Raw genomic sequence first — 17059 nt, forward strand, 5'->3', positions numbered from 1 at the left:
GGGAGGGGCGTTCCGGGCCGGGCGTCCGCGTTCCTAGGCGGTGCGCACCTTGTATGTCGTCACCTGGACCTCCTCGTCGTCCAGGCACTGCCCGGACGCCAGGTCGAAGCGCTGCTTCAGCAGCGGGGAGGCGACGAACGGGCGGCCCTGGTGGGTGCCGGTCAGGCCGCGGGAGAGGACCGCCGCGCCGGTGAACGGGTCGCGGTTGTCGATGGCGAACAGCTCACCGGTGCGGTCCCGGAAGATCGCCGCCTGGCGGCCGTCCGGCAGCAGTGCCGCCACCCCGCGGCCCGGGAACAGCATGCTGAGGTCGCAGACGGTGAACCATTCGCCGTCCAGAGCGAGTTCGACCTTCAGGTCGGTGGTCTCAGGTGCCAGGGTCATCGCTGGGCGCTTCCTTCCAGTACGTCTTCGGCGGGTCGCATACCGATGGACAGCAGCGGCAGGTCGGGCTTCATCTGGTCGCGCTCGGGCACGAAGGCGACGACCGGGTCCGGGGTGTCCGGGGCGTTCACGAAGGACACGAACCGGGCCAGCTTCTCGGGGTCGTTGATGGTCTCGGCCCACTCGTCGCGGTAGTGCGCGACGTGCGCCTGCATCAGCTTCTCCAGCTCGTCGCAGATGCCGAGCGAGTCGTGGACGACGACGTCCCGCACGTGCTCCAGGCCGCCGGGGATCCGCTCCAGCCAGGTCGAGGTGCGCTCCAGGCGGTCGGCCGTACGGATGTAGAACATCAGGAACCGGTCGATCAGGCGGACCAGTTCGGCGTCCGACAGGTCCTGCGCGAGCAGGTCCGCGTGGCGGGGGGTGGCGCCGCCGTTGCCGCCGACGTAGAGGTTCCAGCCGTTGGCGGTGGCGATCACGCCGAAGTCCTTCGACTGGGCCTCGGCGCACTCGCGCTGGCAGCCGGAGACGGCCGACTTCAGCTTGTGCGGGGAGCGCAGGCCCCGGTAGCGCAGCTCCAGGTCGATCGCCATCTTCACCGAGTCCTGGACGCCGTAGCGGCACCAGGTCTGGCCGACGCAGGACTTCACCGTGCGCAGCGACTTGCCGTAGGCGTGGCCGGACTCGAAGCCGGCGTCGACCAGGCGGGCCCAGATCACGGGCAGCTGCTCGACGCGGGCGCCGAACATGTCGATCCGCTGGCCGCCGGTGATCTTCGTGTAGAGGCCGAAGTCGCGGGCGATCTCGCCGATCACGATCAGCTTCTCCGGGGCGATCTCACCGCCGGGGATGCGCGGGACGACCGAGTACGAGCCGTTCTTCTGCAGGTTGGCCAGGAAGTGGTCGTTGGTGTCCTGCAGGGCGGCCTGCTCGCCGTCCAGGACGTAGCCGCTCGCGCCGATCGTCGGAGCGAGGGAGGCGATGATCGAGCCGACCGTCGGCTTGCAGATCTCGCAGCCGTCACCGCCCCTGGCCTCCTCGCGGCCGTGGCGGTCCAGCAGCTCCTGGTAGCTGTTGATGCGCAGGGCGAGGACGATCTCGTACAGCTCCTCGCGGGTCTGCGAGAAGCAGCCGCACAGGCCCTTGTCGACCTCGACGCCGCTCGCCTCCAGCTCGGCGTTGACGAGCTGGCCGAGGACCTTGACGCAGGAGCCGCAGCCGGTACCGGCCTTGGTGCACTTCTTCACCTCGGGCACGGTCGTGCACTGGTGGTCGGTGACTGCGCCGCGGATCGCGCCCTTGGAGACGTTGTGGCAGGAGCAGATGATCGCGTCGTCCGGCAGGGCGGACGGGCCGAGCTGGACGGACTCCCCGGCGCCGGCCGGCAGCACGAGCGACTCGGGGGCGACCGGCGGGACCGAGCCGGTGAAGGCCTTCAGCGTGCCGTACGCCTCCGCGTCGCCGACCAGGATGCCGCCGAGCAGCGTGCCGTCGCGGCCGATGACGAGCTTCTTGTACAGGCCCGCGCGGGAGTCGGAGTAGACGACGTCCAGGCAGTCCTCGGCGGTGCCGTGCGCGTCACCGAAGGACGCCACGTCCACGCCGAGCAGCTTCAGCTTGGTGGACAGGTCGGCGCCGGTGAAGGCGGCCTCGTCGGCGGCGATCGTCGCGGCGGCCGTCTCGGCCTGCTCGTAACCGGGCGCGACCAGGCCGTACACCCGGCCGTCGGAGGCCAGCGCGCACTCACCGATCGCGAAGACGTGCGGGTCGTTCACCGTGCGGCACTGCTCGTCGACCGCGATGCCGCCGCGCTCGCCGACCGTCAGGCCGCAGTCGCGGGCCAGCTGGTCGCGGGGGCGGACACCGGCGGAGAACACCACCAGGTCGGTGGACAGCTCGGAGCCGTCGGACAGCTTCATGCCGGTCACGGCGCCGTCCTCGCCGACGACGATCTCCTGCGTACCGACGCCCGTGTGGACGCTCAGGCCCATCTCCTCGATGGTGCGCAGCAGGGCGGCGCCGCCGCCCTCGTCGACCTGGACGGGCATCAGGCGGGGCGCGAACTCCACGATGTGCGAGGTGAGTCCGAGGCCCTTCAGCGCGCCCGCGGCCTCCAGACCGAGCAGACCGCCGCCGACCACGGCACCCGTCGTCGCGTTCTTGGCGTACTCCTCGATCGCGAGGAGGTCCTCGATCGTGCGGTAGACGAAACAGCCCTCGGCATCCTTGCCCGGCACCGGCGGCACGAACGGGTACGAGCCGGTGGCCAGGACGAGCACGTCGTAGTCCACGACGAGACCGGAGCGGGCGGTCACCCTGCGCGCCTCGCGGTCGATCGTCTCCGCCGGGTCGCCGACGCGCAGCTCGATGCCGTGGTCCTCGATGAACGCCATGTCCGTCATGGACAGGTCCTCGGGCGTCCTGCCCGAGAAGTACGAGGTGAGCTGGACACGGTCGTACGCGGGGCGCGGCTCCTCGCAGAGCACGACCACGCGGTGCGTGGCGGTCATGCCGCGCTCGGCGAGCGCTTCGAGGAAGCGCTGGCCGACCATGCCATGGCCGACGAGCACGATCGTGGGGGTGTCCTTGGACATCAGGAGCCTCCGTCGTTGGTAAGCAGGTGGAGCAGCGGGCCGCCGTCGGAGGGGAGCGGCTCTGCTCCCTCCCAGGCGCGCGCCAGCGCGCCGACGGTGCCGAGTTCGCCGACGAGGACCCCGCCCACCAGGCGGTCGTCGCGGACGACGACCTTCCGGTAGGTGCCGCGGGTGGCGTCGGTGAGCTGGACGACGTCGTCGCCCGGCAGCGCCTCGGTCTCGCCGAACGCGGCGAGGTCGAAGGGGCTGTCGTGCCCGTTCAGCGTGAGTCGGGTCAGGGATCGGGTGCCGGTGTAGCGGGCGTCCGCGTCACCCGCGAGCAGCTCCGCGAGCGCGTCGGCCTGTTCCAACGCCGGGGCGGCGAGGCCGTAGAGGACGCCGTCGTGCTGGGCACAGTCGCCGATGGCGTGGATGTTCGGGTCGGAGGTGCGCAGCTCGTCGTCGACGACGACGCCCTTGCGGACGTCGAGGCCGGCGGCCTGCGCGAGGCCCACCCGGGGGCGGACGCCGCAGGCCACGACGACGAGGTCGGCGTCGAGCGCGTACCCGTCGGCCATCTCCACGGAGCGGACGGCGCCGCCGACGCAGCGCACGTCCCGGACGCGGCACTCGGTGTGCACCTCGACGCCCAGGTCGGTCAGGTGCCGCTTGACCAGCTTGGAGGCGGCCGGGTCGAGCTGGCGCTCCATCAGCCGCTCGGACTGCTGGGCGAGGACGACCTGGGCGCCGCGCAGGGCGAGCGCCCGGGCCGCGGAGACCCCGAGGAGCCCACCGCCGATGACGACGGCCTTCGCCCCCGGCCGGACCGCCTTGGACAGGCCCAGGCAGTCGTCCATGGTCCGGAAGGCGTGGACGCCCTCCGGCAGCACGTGGTCGGGGGTGAACAGGCCCCGCAGGGGCGGCAGGACGGGGTTGGATCCCGTGGCGAGGACGAGCCGGTCGTATGCGATCACCGTGCCGTCGGCGCACTCGACGGTCCGCCCGTCGCGGTCGATGCCGACGACCCGGCCGCGCACGGACTGCGCGGGCGCGGGCAGGGCGATCACCTCGGGGCTGTAGCGTCCGGCCAGCACCTCGGCGAGCAGCACCCGGTTGTACGGCCGGTGCTCCTCCTCGCCGATCAGCAACGCGGGCGTGCCGAGCTCACCGAGCCGCCGGGCGAGCCGTACGCCCGCGAGGCCGGTGCCGATCACCACCACACGCTCATTCGAGGTCATGTCCTTGAGCGTGCGGTGCCGGTGTTTCCCGGCAGCATCACGACTGTTTCCCACGGGGAACGCTGCCCTCAGCGGGGGCCGGGGGTGGATGTGAGGGTTCCTGGACTGCGGTGACGGCGGGCTGTGAGGACGGCGTCGCACGGCCGTCGCATAGGCTCCCGATCATGCCCGACATATCGCTGACCATGATCGCTCTGCTCTGCCTCGCGGCTCTGGCCGCCGGGTGGATCGACGCCGTGGTCGGCGGCGGCGGGCTCCTGCTGCTGCCGGTGCTGCTGCTCGGACTGCCGTCGCACACGCCCGCCGCGCACGCCCTGGGCACCAACAAGGCCGTCGCCATCGTCGGCACGACGGGCGCGGCGGTCACGTACGCCCGCAAGGCCCCCGTGGATGTCCGTACGGCGGTGCGCATCGGGCTGGCCGCGCTCGCCGGATCGTCCGCCGGGGCCTTCTTCGCGGCCGGTATGAGCACCGACGTCCTCAAGCCGGTGATCATGGTGGTGCTGCTCGGGGTCGCCGCGTTCGTGATCCTGCGGCCCGCCTTCGGCACGGCCCCCGCGACCGGCCCCGCCACCCGGCGCCAGATCCTCGCGGCGATCGGCCTCGCCGGCCTCGGCATCGGCTTCTACGACGGTCTCATCGGCCCCGGCACCGGCACCTTCCTGGTCCTCGCGCTCACCGCCCTGCTCCACCTCGACCTCGTCACCGCCTCCGCCACCGCCAAGATCGTCAACTGCTGCACCAACGCGGGCGCCCTCGCGACCTTCGCCTGGCAGGGCGCCGTCCTGTGGCAGCTGGCCGCCCTGATGGCCGTGTTCAACCTGGCGGGCGGCACCCTCGGCGCCCACACGGCCCTGAAGCAGGGCAGCGGCTTCGTCCGCGCCGTGCTGCTGACGGTGGTGTTCGCCCTGGTGGCGAACCTGGCGTACGAGCAGTGGCTGGCCTAGCGCCGCGGCACTAGGAGGACGCCCCCGCCCGCAGGTCCAGCAGCTCGACGATCCCCGTGCCGTCCTCGTCCCCGCGCCCCTCGGCGAGGCGCCGCTCCATCAGGGCCATGTACGGCGTCAGCAGTTCCGGGCTCACCCGCTGCTCCTCGGCCGTGCGCAGCAGCGTGGCATTGCCCGCGACCTGCATGGCGAGGTTGGAGACGACGTTCCTGGTGTAGTCGCCGCTCGCCAGCTGGTCGGCGGTCTGGTGCACGGCCGGGGCCATCGCGGTCAGCCAGTCGACGAGCAGCGGCGCGAAGTCCTTCGGGGCGATGTCCTCCGGGCGGATCAGAGCGAAGGCGTGCGTGACGCCCGCGAACATGCCGCTCATCGCGCTGAGCAGCGCCACGTCGTGCAGCGCGGCGAAACCCGGGTCGGCGCCGGTGTACCGGGTGCCGGCCGGGACGGCGAGGGTGTCCCGGTGCTCCTCGAACAGCTCGGGTGAGCCGCTGTAGAAGACGTACCCGCCGGACTCCGGGACCCCGATCATCGGCGGCACGGCCATGATCCCGCCGTCCAGGAAGCGGGCGCCGCGCGCTTCGGCCCAGGCGGCGCGGCTGCGGCCCTCGCCGGGCGTGCCCGTGGTGAGGTTCACCAGGTCCCGTCCGGCAAGAGAGGCCCCGTCGAGGGCCTCGCCCACGGAGGCGTCGTCGAGCAGACAGAGGACCACGAGCCGGTTCACGGCCACCGCCTCCGCGGCGGTCCGGGCGACGGTGGCGCCCTCGGCGGCGAGGGGTTCGGCGCGGGAGGCGGTGCGGTTCCAGACGGTCACCGGGTGTCCCGCGGCGAGCCAGGCCCGGGCCAGGGCGGTGCCCATGTCGCCGGTGCCCAGGACGGTGAGAGGGGTGCGGGAAGCAACTGCGTTGTCGGTCATGGCGTTTAGGCTCGTCCCAGGGGAAGCGCCTGCTCAAGTACGTACTTCGAAGTGGGTGGTTACCCCGGGGGAAGGGTCCAGGCAGGAGAAGGGGAGGGGTCGGGCATGGGGACGACGGGGCGGCGGCCGGGGGCGTACGTCTGCGGGATCGACGCGGCGATGGACGTGATCGGCGGCAAGTGGAAGGTGCTGATCCTCTGGGCGCTGAACGAACGGCCGTGCCGCTTCGGCGAGCTGCGCCGCGAGTTGCCGGGGATCACCGAGAAGGTGCTCGCCTCGCATCTGCGGGAGATGGAGGCCGACGGGCTGGTGCACCGCGAGGCGTACGACGAGGTGCCGCCCCGCGTGGAGTACTCGCTGACACCCCGGGGCGTCTCCCTGAACGAGGCGCTGGAACCGCTGGGGGCCTGGGGGAGGGCCAACGTCCTGGGAGGGTCACCGGCTGCCGGTGAGGTGCGCGAAGACGACGACGTTCCCCTGGTACCCGGAGCCGCGTGAGTAGCCGCCGCCGCAGGTGATGACCCGCAGCTCGGGGCGGCGGGCGGCGCCGTAGACCTTCTCGTCGGGGAAGTCCTTCGCCGGGTACGCCTCGACGGCGTCCACGGTGAACACCGCGACGCCGCCGTCCCGCCGGTCCACCTCGATCGTGGCGCCCTTGGCCAGGGCGCCGAGGCCGTAGAAGACGGCCGGGCCATCGGCGTTGTCGACGTGCCCGGCGACGATCGCGGTGCCCCGCTCGCCGGGCGTGGTGCCGGCCTCGTACCAGCCGGCGAGGTTCGTCCGCTCGGCGGGCGGTACGTCGAGACTGCCGGTCCTCGTCAGGCCGAGACCGGTCAGGGGCGCGTCCACCCGGATCGCCGGGATGCGGATGCGGTCGGGCGGCGACGGCGGCAGCGCGGGCACGCCGGGCCGCTCACCGGCCCGGCCGCCCTGTCCCGCCCGGCCGTCCTGTCCCGCCCGGCCGTCCTGCCCGTCCTGCCCGGCGTGGGCCTGGGCGGCGGAGGGCTGCGGCGGGGCGTGCGTCTCGGTGCCGTCGCGCAGCAGCCATGTCCCGGAGCACAGGGCGAACACCGTGACGGCCGCCATGGCGGCGTCGGCCGGGTTGCCGAACCCGGTGCCGTACCTGGGGAACCTGCGCATGGCCGACCTTTCCTGATCCCCGACAGCAGTCCGGTTTCCGACCAGCGGCCTTCGACCTCCGACCCCCGGCCTTCGCCCCCTGGCCTCCGACCCCCGGCCTTCGACTCCCGCCCGGGGTGCGCCCCGTACCCCCCTCCGGGCCGCGAGGGGCGTCGGACCCGGAGGGGGAGGGGACATGCGGTACCGGCGACGGACAGCGGAGGGTGTCCGTCAGATCCCGTCGCCTCTCGCCCGGCGATGCAGGAGCCAGGTACCGCCCGCGGCGGCGACGGCGAGGGCCGCCACACCGGCCGCGGTCTGCACGGGATCGGGGCCAAGGGCGCCGCCGACCCCCGTCTTCACACTCCCTCTGGGATGGTCCTCCGGCCGCCCGGAGGTCAGCGTGACCACCAGGTCACCGGTGACCTGCCGGCCGCTCCCGGTGCACGTCGCCGTGATCTCGTACGTCCCCGGCTGCGCGCTCGGCGGCACCCTGAACCGCCCGGTCGCGTCCTGCTCGTGCGGGCCCGGCGCGAGGCTGAGGGAACCGGCCCCGACCGCGCCGGCGTCGCCCGTCGCCGAACCGCCGTCGCCGCAGGCCGCCGTGCGCACCGTGACCTGTCCGCCCGGGACCACCGAGGACGGGTGCACCTCGACGTCACCGGCGGGCTCGCCGTACGCGGGGCCGGCGGCGAGAGCCGCGGCGGCGACGGCGAGCGCGGTGCCGGTCAGCGGCCGGGCGGTACGTCGCATCGGTGCTCCTTCGAGCGGTTCGGTCGGTCGTGCACCTGCCCTTCCGAGGTAACGGGCAGCGGGGCGACCGCGCTCCCTGAGGGAGCGTCAGAATTGGGGTGAATGGGTGTCAGGGCGAGGCGGACCGACGGCTCTTCGTGGGCATTCGAGCAGGTCACAGGCGATCGGCGGACGGATCGCGGAAAAGAGCCGGGCGGGCGTGTGAACGGGTGACCCGGGCACCGCACGGGCCGGGCTTGACCTCAAGAAAGGTTGAGGTATGAGGCTGTGCGGCATGAACACAGCCGTTACGCACGCATCCGCCCCTGCCCAGTCCGCGACCGAGCCCCTCCGGGTGACCCTCGTCGTCGGCAGCAACCGCCACGGCCGCTTCGGCCCGGTCGTCGCCGACTGGCTCCTCGACCGCCTCCGGGACCGGGACGACCTGGTCGCCGAGGTTGTGGATGTCGCCGACGCCGACCTGCCGACGTCCTTCGAACCGACCCCCGAGGCGACCGCCGCGCTGTCCGGCGTCACCCCGAAACTGGCCGCCGCGGACGCCTTCGTGGTCCTCACCCCCGAGTACAACCACTCCTTCCCGGCGGGCCTGAAGAACCTCGTCGACTGGCACTTCGGCGAGTGGCGGGCCAAGCCCGTCGCCCTCGTCTCCTACGGCGGACTGTCCGGCGGCCTGCGCGCCGTCGAGCACCTCCGGCAGGTCTTCGCCGAGCTGCACGCCGTGACGATCCGCGACACCGTCTCCTTCCACAACGCCGGGGCGTCCTTCGACGACGCGGGCACCCTGCGCGACCCGTCCGGCCCGGACGCGGCGGCCAAGGTCATGCTGGACCAACTGGTGTGGTGGGGCCGGGCGTTGCGCGAGGCCAGGGCCGAGCGGCCGTACGGCGGCTGAGCCACCGGGCGCACCCCTGCCCGCCCCGTCACACCCGCGCCCGCCAGTCCCCGCCCGCGAGCGGCCTCCCGCGAGTCCGCAGCCGTGCGGTGACGGCGGGCGCGGCCACGTACACCCAGGCCCGGACGGCCGCCCCGTCCGCGTCGCGCACGACCTTCCGCTCGACGCGTTCGTACAGGCTCCGCGGGTCGCCCGGCACGTAGTCCTCCAGCCGGTCCAGCTCGGCGAGCAGCTCCGCGTACGTCTCCGGGTGCGCGGTGACCAGCTCCCCGCGCACGACCCCGCCGCCCGGCTCCTCGACCGCGTAGGGATAGCCCGGCCCCTCGTACAGCACCGCGTCGAAGAGGCGCCCCGGTGCCTCGGAGCGGGTGCGGCCGCGCAGGAAGAGGTCGTGGTTGACCTCACCGGGCCGGAGGGTGCCGTAGACGAAGAAAGGCAGGGTCACAGGAACGATTCTCCACCCTCACACACCTCCACACCGGGCCTATGGACATGACATGTCCGGGCCGCCTTAACTCGCGGTCAACATCAACGCCGCCCCCGGTCGACCCCACGCGACCGGGTGCGCCCGTATGAGGAGACCGATGAGTCGGATACGTCACGTCCGGGGTTCCCGTCTCGCCCTCGCGGGCGGTGCCGCCACCGGCACCGCCGTCCTGCTGGCCGCCGCGCTCTCGCCGACCGCCCTGGCGGAGGAACGGCCGACCCGGTCCGACGCGATCGACAGCGCCGAGACGGTCCTCGCCGACCGGGCCGCGGACCTGGGTCTCACCTCGGCCCAGGAGACGAAGGTCCGCGACGTGGTCGTCGACGAGGACGGCACCCGGCACGTCCGCTACGACCGCACGTACCACCGACTCCCGGTCCTGGGCGGTGACTTCGTCCTCCATCAGAACGCGGACGGCACCTACCGCGGCACGAGCCGGGCGACGAAGTCGGCGCTCTCCCTCGAAAGCGTCACCCCGAAGGTGAGCGCACCCAAGGCCGCCGACCTCGCCGCGAGCCTGCTGCGCGCCGCGCACCTCGGCGAGACCCTGAAGAAGCTGACCGCCAAGCCGCGGCTGGTCGTCGACGCCCTGCACGGCGCCCCGAAGCTGGCCTGGCAGACCGACGCGGTGGCGCACGACGGGCTCGGCAACCCGGTCGGGCGCACGGTGCTGACCGACGCGACGACCGGCGACCGGATCGACGCCTGGGACACCCTGGAGTCGGCCTCCGGCGACGGCAAATCCCTCTACGGCGGCACGGTTCCGCTGGAGACGACAAAGTCCGGGTCGTCGTACCAGTTGAAGGACGCCACCCGCGGCGGCACGTACACGGGCGACGCGGCGAACAAGACGGACCAGTGCCTGCTGACGATCTGCCTGACCCGCGCCCCCGCGACGGTGTTCACGGACGCCGACAACCACTGGGCCACGGGGGCGGACTCCGACCGCGCGACGGTCGCGGTGGACGCCCAGTACGGCACGGACGTCACCTGGGACTACTTCAAGAACCTGCACGGCCGCAACGGCATCGCCGGCGACGGCAAGGGCTCGTACAACCGCGTCCACTACGGCAAGGACTACAACAACGCCTTCTGGGACGACAACTGCTTCTGCATGACGTACGGCGACGGCGACGGCAAGCAGCTCGGACCGCTGGTGTCGCTGGACGTGGCCGGGCACGAGATGTCCCACGGTGTGACGTCGAAGACGGCGGCGCTGACGTACTCGGGCGAGTCCGGCGGCCTGAACGAGGCCACGTCGGACATCTTCGGCACGCTGGTGGAGTTCTACGCGGACAACGCGAAGGACCCCGGTGACTGGCTCATCGGCGAGAAGGTCGTCCGCTCCGGGCTCGGCCGGGAGGCCCTGCGCCGCATGGACGAGCCGTCGAAGGACGGCAAGTCCGCCGACTGCTGGAGCAAGGACCTGGGCGACCTCGACGTGCACTACTCCTCGGGCGTCGGCAACCACTTCGCGTACCTGCTCGCCGAGGGCAGCGGCGCGAAGACGATCAACGGCGTCGCCCACACCTCCCCGACCTGCGACGACTCCTCGGTGAAGGGCATCGGCCGGGCCAAGTTGGGCAAGATCTGGTACCGCGCCCTGACGGTCTACATGACGTCCTCGACGGACTACGCGGGCGCCCGTACGGCGACCCTGAGTGCGGCGAAGGACCTCTACGGCGGCGGCAGCACGGAGCAGAAGGCCGTGGCGGCGGCCTGGAGCGCGGTCAACGTGGGCTGAGCCCCACCGGGACACCAGCGGACACCACCGGGACACCACCGGACACCAGCGGGCGCACCATGGGTGCGCCCGCTGCGCTATTCCCAGACCACCACGTTGCGCCGCACCGGCACGGACGACGAACCGGTCGCGAAGAGTTCGGGTGAATGGGCCCGGATGCGCTCGATGTCGCTGAAGACGGCGCGCAGGTGGGTGCGCATGGCGGTGCGGGCCGACGCGAGGTCGCCCCCGACGACCGCGTCGAAGATCTCCCGGTGCTGGTCGGCGAAGACCGCGGGGGAGACGTTCTCATGCAGGCCCAGGCGGCGGGCCCGGTCCAGGTGGCCCTTGGCCGCGGCGACCGTGGTCCACACGTTGCCGTGGCCGCTCAGCCGCATCAGGCCGTGGTGGAAGGCCTCGTCCAGCTCGAAGAACTCCTCCAGACCGAGGCCCGGGCGCTGCTGACGCGCGAGGTTGTCCCGCAGTTCCGTGATCACCGAGCGGTCCGGATCGGGCGGCAGGGCGTCCAGTGAGGCCAGCTCGACGGCCTCCCGCAGGAACTGCGCGTCGGCGACCTGCGCCGGGTCCACCCGGGACACGAACGAGCCGATCTTGGGGAAGATCTGCACCAGCCCGTCCTGGGCCAGCAGGATCAGGCTCTCCCGCACCGGGGTGCGGCTCACGCCGAGGGATGCGGCCAGCTCGTTCTCCGACAGGGCGGCGCCCGGGGGAAGTTCGAGCGTCAGCACCATCTGACGCAGCTTCAGGTAGATGGAGCGCCGGCTGGTCCGCCGGTTCGTCTGGGCCATGTGCACATCCTACGTATCGCAGCAGGGGTATTGCTCACCTGTGCGACAGATGCTTGTATACAAGCACTGCACGACAGGGGCGGGGCCCACCGCTCCCGTCGGTCCCGCCCGCTCTCAGCCGCCGTAAGGAGAGCCCCCAGTGAGCAAGATCGAGCGCGTCGAGGTCTTCGTCGCCTCCCCGGGCCGCACGTTCGTCACCCTGCGCATCACCACCACGGACGGGGTCACCGGCCTCGGCGACGCCACCCTCAACGGGCGCGAGCTGGCCGTGGCGAGCTATCTGCGCGACCACCTCGCCCCGCTGATGATCGGCCGGGACCCGGCGCGGATCGAGGACACCTGGCAGTACCTCTACAAGGGCGCCTACTGGCGGCGCGGCCCGGTCACCATGACGGCCGTCGCCGCCGTCGACACGGCCCTGTGGGACATCAAGGGCAAGACCGCCGGGCTTCCCGTGTACGAGCTGCTCGGCGGCCGGTCCCGGGACGGCGTGCTGGTCTACTCGCACGCCAGCGGCACCGACGTGCCGTCCCTCCTCGACGACGTCGAGCGCTGTCTGGAACTCGGCTACAAGGCCGTGCGCGCCCAGGCCGCGGTCCCGGACGTCGGTGGCACCTACGGCGTCCGCAAGGGCAAGCTCTACGAGCCGGCGGCCACCGACCTGCCCGACGAGCAGCCCTGGGACACCGAGGCCTACCTCGGCTTCGCACCGACGTACCTGGAGGCCGTACGGGAGCGCTTCGGCTTCGGCTTCCACCTGCTGCACGACGTGCACCACCGCCTGACGCCGATCGAGGCGGCCCGCTTCGGCAAGAGCGTCGAGGCCTGCCGGCTGTTCTGGATGGAGGACCCCACCCCCGCCGAGAACCAGGAGGCGTTCCGGCTCATCCGGCAGCACACGACGACACCGATCGCCGTCGGCGAGGTGTTCAACTCCATCTGGGACGTCCAGCACCTGATCACCGAGCAGCTCATCGACTACGTGCGCACCACCGTGGTCCACGCCGGCGGCATCACGCACCTGCGCCGGATCTTCGACCTCGCCGCGCTGTACCACGTCCGCACCGGCTCGCACGGCGCCACCGACCTCTCCCCGGTCAGCATGGCCGCCGCCGTGCACCTCGACATCGCCGTCCCCAACTTCGGCATCCAGGAGCACATGGGCCATCCCGACGAGGCCCGGGAGGTGTTCCGCACGGGCGTCACCTTCGCCGACGGCATGCTGCACCCCTCGGACGAGCCGGGCCTCGGCGTCGAGTACGACGAGAAGGCCGCCGAACGCTTCCCGTACCAGCGGCGCTATCTCCCCGTGGCACGCCGTCTCGACGGCTCCGTGCACGACTGGTGAGCGGCGTGCACCGGCTGAACCGCGCCGCCCTCGGCGCACTCCCGCCCGGCTCGCGGCCCCGCGTCGACCCCGCGGAACTGCGCACCCGGATCGTCCACTTCGGCGTCGGGGCCTTCCACCGGGCGCACCAGGCCGTCTACACCGAGAACGCCGCCGCGTCCTCCGGCGAGCCCTGGGGCATCGCCGCGGTCGCTCCCCGCTCGGCGGCGACCGCCGACGCCCTGCGCGCCCAGGACTGCCTGTACTCGGTCACCGAGCGCGGCCCCGAGGGCGGCGCTCCCCGTGTCGTCGGCGCGCTCACCGGCGCGTACGTGCTCGGGCGGGACGGCGCCGTCGTCGACGGCCTGCTCACCGACCCAGAGGTGACGGTGGTGACCCTCACCGTCACGGAGAAGGGCTACCGCGCCGCCGGTCCGGACACGGTGATCGCACGCCTGGCCGCCGGGCTGGCCGCGCGGATGCGCTCTGGTGCCGCCCCGGTCAGCGTCGTGTCCTGCGACAACATGGCGGACAACGGCGCCGTGCTGCGCACCGCCGTCCAGGACGCCGTACGCGCCTCGGGCGAGCGGGACCGGGAGCGGATCCTGGAGCTGATCGACCGGTCCGTGGCCTTTCCCGCCACCGTCGTGGACCGGATCGTCCCCGCCACCACGACGGCCGACCTCGCGGACACCGCCACCCGGCTGGGCGTCCACGACGCGCTGCCCGTCAGCGGCGAACCGTACCGGCAGTGGGTGCTGGAGGACCGCTTCGCCGCCGCGCGCCCCCCGTGGGAGCTGGACGGAGCCCTCCTCGTCCCGGATGTCGCCCCCTACCAGCTGACCAAGCTGCGGCTGCTCAACGGCTCGCACTCCGCCCTCGCCGCGCTCGGCATCGCGGCGGGCCGCACCACCGTCTCCGACGCGATGGCCGACGGCTGGGGCGAGCGGCTCGTCAAGGCCCTGTGCGCCGAGGTCGCCCCCACGCTGCCCGACGGCGGCCCGGACCCCGGCCGGTACGCCGACGACCTCGTCGCCCGCTTCCGCAACCCGGGCATGCGGCACCTGCTGCGGCAGATCGCCTCCGACGGCTCACTCAAGATCACCGAGCGCTGGCTGCCGGCCCTGCGCGTCCTGCGCGAGCGCGGCGCGGCCACACCCGTCCTCGAACTCGCCCTGGCGGGCTGGGTGAACCTCACCCGGGACCCGGACATCCCGGACCCCGCCCAGGCGGCACTCACCGCCTGCCGGCGCACCGCAGCGGACGACACGGCCGTCGTCCGCGCGCTCCTCACCACCGTCGGCGCGCCCGACCTCGCCGACGACTCCGCGCTCGTCACCGCCGTCGTACGGCACCTCCCGGCCCTGCGCGCCGGACACGTGGACATCTGACCGCCACCCCCACCCCCATCCCCGAGGAAGTCCCCGCTCACGAACAACGGAGTTCCCGATGAAGGACACCACGACCACGGCCGAGCCGGCCGGTGCCGTGCGACGCAGTACGCGTGACCTGACCAAGGCGGCCGTGTCCGGCTGGCTGGGCACGGCCATGGAGTTCATGGACTTCCAGCTGTACTCGCTGGCGGCCGCGATCGTCTTCAACAAGATCTTCTTCCCGGACGTCAGCCCCGCCATCGGCCTCATCGCCGCGATGGCCACGTACGGCGTCGGCTATGTCGCCCGCCTCGCCGGCGCGGTCTACTTCGGCAGAATGGGCGACCGGCTCGGCCGCAAGAAGGTCCTGACGATCACCATCCTGCTGATGGGCGCCTCGACCACCCTCATCGGTGCCCTGCCCACCTACGCGACCATCGGCATCATGGCGCCCGTCCTGCTCGTCGTCCTGCGGCTGGCGCAGGGCTTCGGCGCGGGCGCCGAGATCGCGGGCGCGACCGTGATGCTCGCCGAGTATGCCCCGACGCGGCGGCGCGGCCTGGTCTCCTCGCTGGTGTCGCTGGGCACCAACTCCGGCACCCTGGCCGCCTCCGGGCTGTGGGCGGTGCTGCTCGCCGTGCTCAGCGAGGAGCAACTGCTCTCCTGGGGCTGGCGGCTGCCCTTCCTGATGAGCTTCGGCCTGCTGCTGTTCGCGGTGTGGCTGCGGCGCAACCTCAAGGAGAGCCCGGTCTTCGAGGAGCGGCCCGACGTCGTGGACGGCGTGGCCATGAGCCGCCGCGAGGTCGAGTCGGCCGTCACCGAGGGGACGGGCGCCGACACCGGGCTGCTGGAGGCGGGCCTGAAGCAGCGCAAGGGCCGGGCGTTCTTCCTGGCCCTCGGGCTGCGCTTCGGGCAGGCGGGCAACTCCGGGCTGATCCAGACGTTCCTCGTCGGCTACATCGCCACCGAACTCGCCGCCGAGCGCTCCGTCCCCACCGACGCCATCGTGTACGGGTCGCTGCTGGGCTTCCTCACGGTGCCGGCCATCGGCCTGCTCGGCGACCGCTTCGGGCGCCGCAGGGTGTATCTGGCGCTCACCTCGCTCACGGCCGTGGCCGCCTTCCCGCTGATGATGCTGATCACCTCGGGCAGCACGCCCGCGCTCATGGCCGGCATGATCCTCGGGCTGAACATCGGCGTCCTCGGACTGTTCGCGCTGGAGAGCGTGACGATGGCCGAACTCTTCGGCTCCCGCACCCGGTTCACCCAGCTGGCGCTGGCCAAGGAGATCGGCGGCGTCCTCGCCACCGCGATCGGGCCGGTGCTCGCGGCGAGCCTCACCGCCGCCACCGGAAGCTGGTGGCCCATCGCGGCGATGCTCGTCGTCTACTCCCTCATCACCCTCGTCAGCGCGCTGCTCTCGCCCGAGACGCGCGGACGCGACCTCGTCCGGCTGGAGGACGCCGTATGACCCCCATGAAAGCCGTCGTCGTGCACGGCGCCGGTGACGTCCGGATCGACGAGCGGCCCCGGCCCGAGCCCGCGCGGGACGAGGTGCTGCTCGCCATGGAGTGGGGCGGCATCTGCGGCTCCGACATCGCGTACTGGAGGAAGGGCGCCTCCGGCACGGCGGCCCTCGCCCACCCCCTGATCCTCGGCCACGAGGTCGCCGGCCGCGTCGCCGCGCTGGGCCCCGGCGTGACCGGCCTCGCCGAGGGGCAGCCCGTCACCGTCCACCCGGCCCAGCTCGTCGGCGAACTCCCCGAGCGGCTCGCCGGGCGCACCAACCTCCACGCGCACGTCCGCTACTTCGGCTCGGCGGCCCTCACCCCGCACACCGACGGCGGCTTCAGCGAGTTCCGCACGGTCCCGGTCTCCCAGGTCCGGCCGCTGCCCGACGGGGTGGACACCCAGTCGGGCGCCCTGGCGGAGCCGCTGGCGGTCGCCCTGCACGCCGTCGGCCGGGCGGGCGGACTGCGGGGCCGCACGGTCCTGGTGAACGGGGCCGGGCCGATCGGCTCGCTGGTCGTCGCCGCCACCAAGCACCTCGGCGCGCGGTCGGTGTGCGCCGCCGACCTGTCCTCCGCGTCGCTCGCCGTGGCCCGCACGATGGGCGCCGACGCGACCGTCGACATCTCCCGGGGCGAGGAACTGCCGCGGGACACCGACGTCGTCTTCGAGGCGTCCGGCGCGCCCGCCGCACTGGGGGCGGTCCTGCGGGCCACGGCCCGCGGCGGCACCCTCGTGCAGGTCGGCAACCTGCCGGGGACGGCCGAGCCGGCCGTCCTGGGCGACCTCGTCACCCGCGAGATCACCTGGATCGGCTCCTACCGCTTCGTCGACGAGATCGACGACGCCCTGCGCGCCCTGCGCGACGGCCTGGACGTCTCACCGGTCATCAGCCACCGCTTCCCGCTGGACCAGGCCGAGCGGGCCCTCGCGGTCGCGGCGGACCCGGCGAGCGCGAGCAGCAAGGTGATGCTGCGGCTCGGCGGACCGGTCACGGTCTGACCCCGTACGC

16 protein-coding genes are annotated in these 17059 nt (G+C 72.8%); 8 read left to right on the forward strand and 8 right to left on the reverse strand.

What is annotated here, in order from left to right; translation table 11 throughout:
- Positions 1–33 precede the first annotated feature (33 nt).
- The 3 genes from nirD to ACZ3I3_RS10845 are packed head-to-tail and all read right to left on the reverse strand — an operon-like array spanning position 34 to position 4195.
- Positions 34–384: a nitrite reductase small subunit NirD gene (nirD, locus tag ACZ3I3_RS10835; protein WP_467364152.1), complete on the reverse strand. Its 351-nt coding sequence runs from the start codon at positions 382–384 to the stop codon at positions 34–36.
- On the reverse strand, positions 381–2978 hold the full coding sequence (gene nirB, locus ACZ3I3_RS10840; protein ID WP_467364153.1) for a nitrite reductase large subunit NirB: 2598 nt from the start codon (positions 2976–2978) through the stop codon (positions 381–383). Before nirB ends, nirD begins: the two co-directional genes overlap by 4 nt.
- Positions 2978–4195, reverse strand: a complete 1218-nt coding sequence (locus ACZ3I3_RS10845; RefSeq protein ID WP_467364154.1) for an NAD(P)/FAD-dependent oxidoreductase — start codon at positions 4193–4195, stop codon at positions 2978–2980. Before ACZ3I3_RS10845 ends, nirB begins: the two co-directional genes overlap by 1 nt.
- 164 nt (positions 4196–4359) lie before the next feature.
- Between ACZ3I3_RS10845 and ACZ3I3_RS10850 the strand changes: the two genes are divergently transcribed.
- On the forward strand, positions 4360–5142 hold the full coding sequence (locus tag ACZ3I3_RS10850; RefSeq protein ID WP_467364155.1) for a sulfite exporter TauE/SafE family protein: 783 nt from the start codon (positions 4360–4362) through the stop codon (positions 5140–5142).
- Positions 5143–5152: 10 nt separating this feature from the next.
- On the opposite strand, the gene ACZ3I3_RS10855 is transcribed toward ACZ3I3_RS10850, so the two are convergent.
- Complete coding sequence (locus tag ACZ3I3_RS10855; protein ID WP_467364156.1) at positions 5153–6055, reverse strand: NAD(P)-dependent oxidoreductase; 903 nt, start codon at positions 6053–6055, stop codon at positions 5153–5155.
- Between the two features lie 105 nt (positions 6056–6160).
- Between ACZ3I3_RS10855 and ACZ3I3_RS10860 the strand changes: the two genes are divergently transcribed.
- Positions 6161–6553: a winged helix-turn-helix transcriptional regulator gene (locus ACZ3I3_RS10860; RefSeq protein WP_467364157.1), complete on the forward strand. Its 393-nt coding sequence runs from the start codon at positions 6161–6163 to the stop codon at positions 6551–6553.
- Here the strand turns inward: ACZ3I3_RS10860 and ACZ3I3_RS10865 are convergent.
- Both ACZ3I3_RS10865 and ACZ3I3_RS10870 read right to left on the reverse strand, forming a co-directional pair.
- Positions 6491–7195: a class F sortase gene (locus ACZ3I3_RS10865; protein WP_467364158.1), complete on the reverse strand. Its 705-nt coding sequence runs from the start codon at positions 7193–7195 to the stop codon at positions 6491–6493. The genes ACZ3I3_RS10860 and ACZ3I3_RS10865 overlap by 63 nt on opposite strands.
- 210 nt (positions 7196–7405) lie before the next feature.
- Positions 7406–7927, reverse strand: coding sequence for a hypothetical protein (locus ACZ3I3_RS10870; RefSeq protein ID WP_467364159.1), 522 nt, complete (start codon positions 7925–7927; stop codon positions 7406–7408).
- 274 nt (positions 7928–8201) lie between these two features.
- Here ACZ3I3_RS10870 and ACZ3I3_RS10875 point away from each other — a divergent pair, with 274 nt between their 5' ends.
- The gene (locus tag ACZ3I3_RS10875) at positions 8202–8819 is read left to right on the forward strand and encodes an NADPH-dependent FMN reductase (protein ID WP_467364160.1); all 618 of its coding nucleotides are present in this window, start codon (positions 8202–8204) and stop codon (positions 8817–8819) included.
- Between the two features lie 28 nt (positions 8820–8847).
- Here ACZ3I3_RS10875 and ACZ3I3_RS10880 read toward each other — a convergent pair whose 3' ends face one another.
- Positions 8848–9264, reverse strand: a complete 417-nt coding sequence (locus tag ACZ3I3_RS10880; RefSeq protein WP_467364161.1) for a gamma-glutamylcyclotransferase family protein — start codon at positions 9262–9264, stop codon at positions 8848–8850.
- A 139-nt stretch (positions 9265–9403) separates the two neighbouring features.
- Here ACZ3I3_RS10880 and ACZ3I3_RS10885 point away from each other — a divergent pair, with 139 nt between their 5' ends.
- The gene (locus ACZ3I3_RS10885; protein WP_467364162.1) at positions 9404–11050 is read left to right on the forward strand and encodes a M4 family metallopeptidase; all 1647 of its coding nucleotides are present in this window, start codon (positions 9404–9406) and stop codon (positions 11048–11050) included.
- Positions 11051–11127: 77 nt separating this feature from the next.
- Here the strand turns inward: ACZ3I3_RS10885 and ACZ3I3_RS10890 are convergent, their stop codons facing one another.
- Complete coding sequence (locus ACZ3I3_RS10890; RefSeq protein WP_467364163.1) at positions 11128–11838, reverse strand: GntR family transcriptional regulator; 711 nt, start codon at positions 11836–11838, stop codon at positions 11128–11130.
- A 139-nt stretch (positions 11839–11977) separates the two neighbouring features.
- Between ACZ3I3_RS10890 and manD the strand changes: the two genes are divergently transcribed.
- Genes manD through ACZ3I3_RS10910 form a run of 4 tightly spaced genes read left to right on the forward strand, consistent with a single transcriptional unit; the run spans position 11978 to position 17049 of the window.
- Complete coding sequence (manD, locus tag ACZ3I3_RS10895) at positions 11978–13186, forward strand: D-mannonate dehydratase ManD (RefSeq protein WP_467364164.1); 1209 nt, start codon at positions 11978–11980, stop codon at positions 13184–13186.
- Positions 13187–13191: 5 nt separating this feature from the next.
- The gene (locus ACZ3I3_RS10900; RefSeq protein ID WP_467364165.1) at positions 13192–14556 is read left to right on the forward strand and encodes a mannitol dehydrogenase family protein; all 1365 of its coding nucleotides are present in this window, start codon (positions 13192–13194) and stop codon (positions 14554–14556) included.
- Positions 14557–14614: 58 nt separating this feature from the next.
- Positions 14615–16009, forward strand: a complete 1395-nt coding sequence (locus ACZ3I3_RS10905) for an MFS transporter (RefSeq protein ID WP_467364166.1) — start codon at positions 14615–14617, stop codon at positions 16007–16009.
- On the forward strand, positions 16006–17049 hold the full coding sequence (locus tag ACZ3I3_RS10910; RefSeq protein WP_467364167.1) for an L-idonate 5-dehydrogenase: 1044 nt from the start codon (positions 16006–16008) through the stop codon (positions 17047–17049). Before ACZ3I3_RS10905 ends, ACZ3I3_RS10910 begins: the two co-directional genes overlap by 4 nt.
- The last annotated feature ends 10 nt before the right edge of the window (positions 17050–17059 follow it).

This window comes from Streptomyces sp. NPDC016851, assembly GCF_055562795.1.